The sequence below is a fragment of the Prevotella conceptionensis 9403948 genome (assembly GCF_000312305.1).
Taxonomy (GTDB): Bacteria; Bacteroidota; Bacteroidia; order Bacteroidales; family Bacteroidaceae; genus Prevotella; species Prevotella conceptionensis.
Genome location: NZ_HE999449.1, coordinates 4199 through 12375, shown reverse-complemented (window position 1 = coordinate 12375; position 8177 = coordinate 4199). Strand labels below are relative to the sequence as shown.

Genomic DNA, 8177 nt, shown 5'->3' with positions numbered 1-8177 from the left:
GTATTTCGTCTGCGAGCCTGTCCACATTGCTTCCCCGCAGCAGGCTCTTGTCCGTGGGGAATGTCGTGGAGCGGAACACCGCCTTGCGCTCGGATGCCATCTCCTTGCGGAACCGCTTGCTGTCGGGAAGGCGGGTGGAAAGGATGGGCAGGGCGAACTCCGCGCACACCTTTTCGTAGGCTTCATAGAGTTCCGTCTTTTCGCGCCCGTCCACCATGTTCCATATCAGGTAAATCCCCTTGATGGCGGATTTGCCCGTGACGACCATCTGCTCGTTGATGACGGTGGCGAACTTGATGGAGCTTTCCATCACCACACGGTCGGCGATGATGGGCGTGAAGATATAGTCCATCCGAGATACGGTATTGACAATCTCGGCATTGTTGATGGTACCGGGCAGATCGAAGAAGATGACATCCGGCATCTTCCCGCCTCTGCAAAGGCTTTCTGCGGAGGTGATGGCGTCCTCGGCGCGGCTGCAGACGACGGGATAGTATTTCTTGCCCAGCTGTCTGAGCAGGTCATACGCCTGCACCTTGTAATAGTCATCCTTCATGATGGTGTCCATGTCGCGTTTGCGCATGTCGTGGATACTGTACTGGGGGAAGTCGCAGTCGATGACGGCGACGTCATATCCCTTTACGTAATGCAGGTAGCTCGCCATGAGCACCGTGAGTGTGGTCTTGCCTGCTCCGCCTTTCTGGGTGGAGAAAGCAACATACAGTGGTTTGTCTTTTTGTTTGTCCATTGTCTTCTTGGTTTTATGGGTGATACATATATTGATACATTTGTTTGTCGGTTTGTCGGTTTCTTCCGCTTGACGTTCCAACCACATTCTTGCCGTTCGTCGGTTGCGACCGCTAATTCTCCTTGCGGAGATACTGTCGGAGAAACGGACTGCCAAGTGTCGGTTGTAACCAACCAATGGCCATTGGGGCATGAGTCTCTCTCAACCGATCAACCGGCAGATTATCTGACGTCTTTTGGTTTGTCGGTGCAAATAAACAACAAAATGTCGGTACTTGTATCGTTTTTCAGCCACGTGGCAGCTTGTGGCGTCGTTGTGGCAGCTTTTGGCGTCGTTCCTGTCGGTTTTCGGGCGGATATTCTGCCTAATTTTGCACCCGAGCGACGAGGTCTGTCGGTCGGTGTTCTCCCTGACGGCTTCTGAAGGTAACTCCCTCATCCGTCCGAAGGCGGATGTTTGTGTCCTCAAAGACACAGCAAGGTATCTTTTCAGCCGCTCGAAACGATTCGAGCATCCCAGAAAAGCCTTGCCCTTGGCAGGGGAGGTGGGCTTTACCTCCGAAGTCGGAAGCCCAAGAAGAATACCTGACGGTAAAGAACATACGACGGCAGTCCAAGTCGCATCATCACTAAATCCATATTAAAATGACAGAAAACAAAAAGAAAACGGGGAGAAATCCCAAGAAAGACCCGGCGGTGTACCGCTACACCGTCCGTTTTAATGCGGAGGAACATATACGTTTCCTTGCAATGTTCGATGAGTCCGGTGCAGCTGCGCGTTCCGTTTTTATCAAGCAGCAGTTCTTTTCGCAGCCTTTCCGTGTGATAAAAACAGACAGGACATTGCTTGATTATTACACCAAACTCTCGTCTTTTCACGCGCAATATCGCGCCGTAGGCAACAACTACAACCAAGTCGTCAAGGAACTGCGCGTACATTTTTCCGAGAAAAAGGCGATGGCATTGCTCTATAAATTGGAGAAATGCACGCAGGAGCTGGTGCTCATCACGCAGCAAATCATTCGTCTCACCCAAACCTTCGAGCAGCAATGGTCGCAAAGATAAGCATCGGCAGCTCGCTCTACGGCGTACTTGCCTACAACGCGCAGAAGGTAAATGCGGGTGAAGGAAAACTCCTTGCCGTGAACGGAGTGTTCGATGCCTGCACGGGAAAGATCGACCTTGCACGAACTTTCAAGGATTTCGATAGTCTCTTACCCAAAGGAATTCGGACAGAAAAGCCCGTATTGCATGTCTCGCTTAATCCGCATCCCGACGACCGACTTACGGACACCGAGATGGAAAATATCGCCCGTGAGTATATGGAAGAGATGGGTTACGGCAGTCAGCCTTACATGGTATTCAAACACGAGGATATCGACCGCCATCACCTGCACATCGTTTCCCTGCGTGTAGATGCCGACGGCAAGTGTCTCGATAACGCTTTCAACTTTCATCGCAGTAAGCGTATCACCCGGATGCTCGAAGAGAAATACCACTTACTTCCTGCCGAACGCAAACGAGGCGAGATATGCGAAGCTGCCCGCAAGGTAGACATTGTTAAAGGTGACGTGAAGAAACAGATTGCAAGCGTACTGCTTTCCGCTACCACCCGTTACTGCTTTCAGTCGATGGGCGAATACCGCGCCCTGCTTTCGCTCTACAACATCCATGTGGAAGAGACGCGAGGAAAGGTAGGAAGACGGGAGTATCACGGGCTGGTCTACTCGGCAACGGACGATAAAGGCAACAAGGTGGGCAATCCTTTCAAGGCTTCGCTCTTCGGCAAGTCCGCAGGCTATGCCGCCATCGAGAAACGTTTTTCTTTGTCGAAGAAACAGATAGCCGAAAAGAAATTCACTGAGCCTACCAAACGGGCAGTACTTCAAACACTCGGAGAGACTTATCACAGGGCAAAATTCGTAAATCTGCTCAAAGCCAAGGGCATCGATACGGTGCTGCGTCTTACCGACGAGGGCCGCATCTACGGAGCCACCTTCATCGACCACCGCACGGGTTGCGTACTCAATGGCTCGCGTATGGGCAAGGAACTCTCTGCCAATGCCCTCCAAGAACATTTTACCTTACCCTACGCCGATGAAAAGCCCATACCGTTTACCCTTCATCCCGAAGAGACTGTGCAGGAACACTCTGTTGTCCAAGGCGACAACGATTTTTCTTCCTCTGGTCTTGGACTTTTCAATCCCTCCGGTCAGGCTGTAAACGCCGAAGAGGAAGATTTTATCCGAAAGATGAAACGGCGAAAGAAACGAAAGGGCAAAGGACGGACAATATAGGGAGACTGAACAAACGATGTAAGCAACGACACAATAAAAAACAATTAACAACGAAAATAGATTATGCAACAGGAAGACGATTTAAGGGCACTGGCGAAAATTATGGATTTTCTGCGTGCCGTGAGTATTATCTTGGTGGTTATCCACGTGTATTGGTATGGTTACGGAGCCATCCGTACGTGGGGGCTCGACATCGGCGTGGTAGACCGCATCCTGATGAACTTCCAGCGAACGGCGGGACTCTTCTCCTCCATGCTTTATACAAAACTCTTTTCCGTGGTGCTCTTGGGGCTTTCGTGTTTAGGTACGAAAGGTGTGAAGGGTGAGAAGATAACATGGAGGAAGATATATGTCGCACTCGGAGCGGGCGGTGTGCTGTTCTTTCTCAATGGATGGCTGCTCCATCTGCCGTTGCCTTTTACCATCGATGTGGGGCTTTATGTCATTATGATTTCAGCAGGTTATACCTGCCTGTTGATGGCAGGATTATGGATGAGCCGGCTGTTGAAGCACAACCTGATGGACGATGTGTTCAACAACGAGAACGAAAGTTTTATGCAGGAGACACGGTATATGGAAAACGAATACTCCGTTAATCTGCCCATACGCTTCTACTACAAGAAGAAATGGAACAACGGGTGGATCAACGTGGTGAATCCATTTCGTGCCACCATCGTGCTGGGTACGCCGGGCAGTGGAAAGTCGTATGCCGTGGTCAACTCGTTCATCAAGCAGCAAATAGAAAAGGGGTATTCGATGTATGTCTATGACTTCAAGTTTCCCGACCTGTCGATGATAGCCTACAATCACCTCATCAACCACTTGGACGGATATAAGATAAAACCGAAGTTCTATGTCATCAACTTCGACGACCCTCGACGGTCGCACCGTTGCAATCCCATCCACCCCGACTTCATGACGGACATTTCGGATGCCTACGAGAGTGCCTATACGATTATGCTCAACCTGAACAAGACGTGGGTGCAGAAGCAGGGTGACTTCTTCGTGGAAAGCCCGATTATCCTCTTTGCCGCCATCATCTGGTATCTGCGCATTTATCAGGACGGGAAATACTGCACGTTTCCACATGCCATCGAACTGCTCAACCGGAAGTACGAGGATGTATTTCCCATTCTCACGTCGTATCCCGAATTGGAGAATTATCTTTCTCCCTTCATGGACGCGTGGCAGGGCGGAGCGATGGAGCAACTGGCGGGACAGATTGCCTCGGCGAAGATACCGCTGTCGAGGATGATTTCGCCGCAGCTGTATTGGGTGATGACGGGCGATGAGTTCACGCTCGACATCAATAACCCCGAAGAGCCGAAGATACTGTGCGTGGGCAATAATCCCGACCGCCAGAATATCTACGGGGCTGCACTGGGTCTGTATAACTCGCGCATCGTGAAGCTTATCAACAAGAAAGGGATGCTCAAATCGTCGGTCATCATCGACGAGCTGCCCACGATTTATTTCAAGGGACTCGACAACCTCATTGCCACGGCGCGCAGCAACAAGGTGGCGGTGTGTCTGGGCTTTCAGGACTTTTCTCAGCTCACGCGCGACTACGGCGATAAGGAGGCGAAAGTCGTGATGAACACTGTGGGCAACATTTTTTCTGGACAGGTGGTGGGAGAGACGGCGAAGACGTTATCGGAACGTTTCGGAAAAGTGTTGCAGAAGCGGCAGTCCATCTCCATCAACCGACAGGACGTTTCAACGTCCATCAATACGCAGATGGACGCCCTCATACCACCGAGTAAGATTTCGGGACTGACACAGGGAATGTTCGTCGGCTCGGTGTCGGATAACTTTGACGAGCGCATCGAGCAGAAGATTTTTCATGCCGAGATTGTCATAGACAATGCTAAAGTATCTGCCGAGACGAAACGGTATAAGCCTATTCCCATCATCACCGACTTCACCGATGCCGATGGTAACGACTGTATGCGGGAGAAAATACAGGAGAACTACAACCGCATCAAGGCGGAGGTGAAGCAGATTGTGAAAGATGAGCTGGAACGGATTAAGAATGACCCGGAGCTTGTGCATCTGGTGCAGAATAAAGAATAAAGAAATAACTTGTCAAGTTCTCTTATACGTTAGCCAACAAGATTATACAACATAATCTTGGTGGCTAACTTGTATAAATCTATATATGGGTAATACGTTCTCTAAAAGCAAGTAAACCTTTTTCTGCTAATGGTCCTATTATTTTACGCGAGTTCGGGATAAGGTCAGTATGCAAACAGTTCTAACTGCCTTGATTTTTCGACATAAACAGGTAGAGCCTCAGGTTTATTGTCAAAAAAGCAATAGGCTGTTAGGGCAGAACATAGGTTCATGATAAAGTTGTGTATCGAGCGATGTCGCGAGTGTACGAGGTTAGCTTTGTTCTTCAAAAGTTCATTGATGCACTCGATGATGTACCGTTTTCTTAACATTATCTTATCCCACATCGGCATCAGCTTATTCTTCATTTTAGCCTTCAGCCCATGAACGAGCCCAGAATACCTTGACTGAATAGGCTTTCGAAGAGTTCTTGCTTAATATATCCTCTGTCAGCAAAGACCTTTCCATAGAGCACCTTTGTAAATACATTCCACACCCTGCTATCCCTGTCATCCACGTTGGCCCCTGTAAGACAGAATGTGATTACCTCACCCGAATCATTGTAAAGCAGGTGAAGTTTGAAGCCATGACACCAACCCATCGTCCCCTTTCCGTTCTTGGCGAGCCCCGAAAAAACCTTGTTGAAATACCTTCTTACGTTGTGGCATACGGGAATCATTGTGCTGTCAACGAACGTTATCCCCGTACACTTGCCGAAAGCATAGAGCTTCATAAAGAGCATCATTTTGCAGAATACACGAGGCATGAGCTCTACAAAGCGATTATAGGATACTGCATTTGAGAGCTCTTTGTGGAAGCAGCCGCGGATACAATTACGACGTGGGTTCGAATAAGAAATTCTCTTATAAAGTTGTAGGAGTGAAATATTTTTTGTTGCGACCCATTCCTTTCCCTTTTCTTGCAGCAGTGTATAAGCTTTTTCTTAAAATTCTATTTAACACTGAGATAGAGTTTTACAAAGGTTATATGCCGCTTTTCGCCATAAAAGAATTCTCAAACATTTCCGTTTATAGAAAGTTAGCTCAAAAAGAAGGCTAAAATAAATACAAGAGGCAATATAATCCAAAATAAGATCACACTTTTTTTTCTCTAATAAATTCTTTTCTATACTCATATATATCACTAAGAAAGTTTAACAGGCATAGCAAGACCAGAAGTAAAATAGCCAATATCCCATATTTTTTCATTTTTATAGGTATCAATATTATTGTAAAAAACCAAAATATCCCAGAAAATCCTTTTATATTCCCCATATTATCAAATATTATTTTTTTTTCACAAAAAAGCAAATAAAAAAATGCTGAGGCTCTCCTTTTTATTCCCTTTCCTTTTTTTTAAGGGGTAAACACACAGATATAAGATAATATTTTACAAAGGATATATTCAATACCCAAAAAAAGTATGAAATGATCTTCATAATTTAAAGCTACAATAGTATCAGTATATTTTAATTCTTCGTAAATCTCTTACAAAGCCCCCTTACACAAAAATTCTTCATAATTAGCAACTGAAAAAACATATAAGTAGGCTTTGCAGAGATTTTAATTACGCAAACTTTTATTTATTTTTTTTATTGTAAAGTTTTTTATAAGAATCCATAAATAAATAGCTTGAATAATCTGGAACTCCATAAATTGGGTCAGGTATTCCAAAATCAGGAGGGAGTCCTTTAGAAATATTCTCCACGGATTGTTTAGCTCTATTTTTAGATTCGTTCCAGCCTAATGAAATGTAAGTATCAACAAGACCATATTCCCAAGAGGCCATTCCTATAATATTTCGTGTTAATGATAAACCATTGGAAAAGGATGGCTCTTCATACATTTGGTAAGCAGACCAAGAGACATTGATAGCTCCTAACAAAGCACCAGCTTTACTTGCAAATTTTACTGATTCCTTTGCATAAGATGCACCTATTCTTAAGCCTTGGACTCCCCTTACAAATTTACCATTTGCTTGTTTCTCTAAAACATTTAAACTATATACTTTATTACTAGAAGTCCGAAAATATCCTGTTCTAAATATTGATGATTCTGTATATCGTAGTCCCGCTATTGATGAAGTTATAGTTCCAGCTAAAGAAACATCATCAGAATAATGACTAAATTCCCCAAAACCTTTTACTTTCCAGTTATCTACACTTCCAAATTCTCTTGTCATTGTTCCACCTGTAGTATATGCTTTTGTTCCAGTTTCGTCTAAAGCAACAAACCATAAACCACTTTTATTATCTTGATGGGCTTCTGCTCCATATGTTGCTGCTATATTTTTAGCTGTTTCTTCATCATACATCCCATTGGGATCTATAAGACTAACAGGATTATTATGACAGTAAACAAATCCTCCTATATTTGGATATTTTTCTGTTAGTGCATCCACTCCATACCAAATACTCGTAATAGGATTCATATACCTCGCCCCATAATAATATAAGCCAGTTTCTTGGTCGAGTTCCTTGCCATTAAATTTATACGGCATTTCTTCTGAAGATGAATGCTCGTCAACCAAAAGCTCGCCATAGGGCAGATAAGCATCGAACTGGGTGATGATGGCCTTGGCGTCAGTGATATATGATGTTGAGCCGAGGTGGTCACTATGATAGAAGAAGATTTCCTCGGTGTTGGTGGTATCCGTTGGGATATAACCATAGCCCGGCTGGGCATCTTCTGGATCTTCGGGTTTCTGCCATTGGATAGGCGGGCCGGGAACATCTCCCTTTTCATTGAACTTCGGCCGTTGCACCCAACCTTCGGGCACGGAGTGGTCGCCCAAATCCCCGATAATGTCGTTATAACCACGACCGGTGTTGTCGGGATCGGCCGTTGCTCCTTTCATTGTTGGTACTCCCGGCGGCGTGCCAAGCGACTTATAATGCTCCTCACGCTGTTTCTCTATCTGCATCATGCGTGCAGCATAGTCTTTCTGCCCTGCCGTAACGTTGTTGCTGCTGATGCCGTAAACGTTGCTGAACTTGCCTACGCCGAGTTTGCTTGCCACGCG

Annotated in this window: 5 protein-coding genes and 1 pseudogene; 3 read left to right on the top strand and 3 right to left on the bottom strand. The window is 46.0% G+C overall.

From position 1 onward, the window contains the following. On the bottom strand, window positions 1-748 hold a 748-nt coding region (locus BN93_RS10695), incomplete at its 3' end, for a ParA family protein (RefSeq protein ID WP_044260612.1). Between the two features lie 644 nt (window positions 749-1392). Here BN93_RS10695 and mobA point away from each other — a divergent pair. The 3 genes from mobA to mobC are packed head-to-tail and all read left to right on the top strand — an operon-like array spanning window position 1393 to window position 5117. Next, the gene (mobA, locus tag BN93_RS10690) at window positions 1393-1812 is read left to right on the top strand and encodes a conjugal transfer protein MobA (protein WP_019188320.1); all 420 of its coding nucleotides are present in this window, start codon (window positions 1393-1395) and stop codon (window positions 1810-1812) included. Next, the gene (gene mobB / locus BN93_RS10685) at window positions 1797-3044 is read left to right on the top strand and encodes a conjugal transfer protein MobB (RefSeq protein ID WP_019188319.1); all 1248 of its coding nucleotides are present in this window, start codon (window positions 1797-1799) and stop codon (window positions 3042-3044) included. The genes mobA and mobB overlap by 16 nt, the downstream gene beginning before the upstream one ends. A 60-nt stretch (window positions 3045-3104) precedes the next feature. Beyond that, window positions 3105-5117: a conjugal transfer protein MobC gene (gene mobC / locus BN93_RS10680; RefSeq protein WP_044260538.1), complete on the top strand. Its 2013-nt coding sequence runs from the start codon at window positions 3105-3107 to the stop codon at window positions 5115-5117. A gap of 164 nt (window positions 5118-5281) precedes the next feature. On the opposite strand, the pseudogene BN93_RS17660 reads toward mobC, so the two are convergent. Together BN93_RS17660 and BN93_RS18670 are read right to left on the bottom strand one after the other, a co-directional pair. Then, window positions 5282-5955 (bottom strand): annotated as a pseudogene (locus BN93_RS17660) (IS982 family transposase); the annotation flags it as partial. 779 nt (window positions 5956-6734) lie between these two features. Further along, window positions 6735-8177: RHS repeat domain-containing protein (locus BN93_RS18670; protein WP_232211169.1), on the bottom strand; the 1443-nt coding region annotated here is incomplete at its 5' end.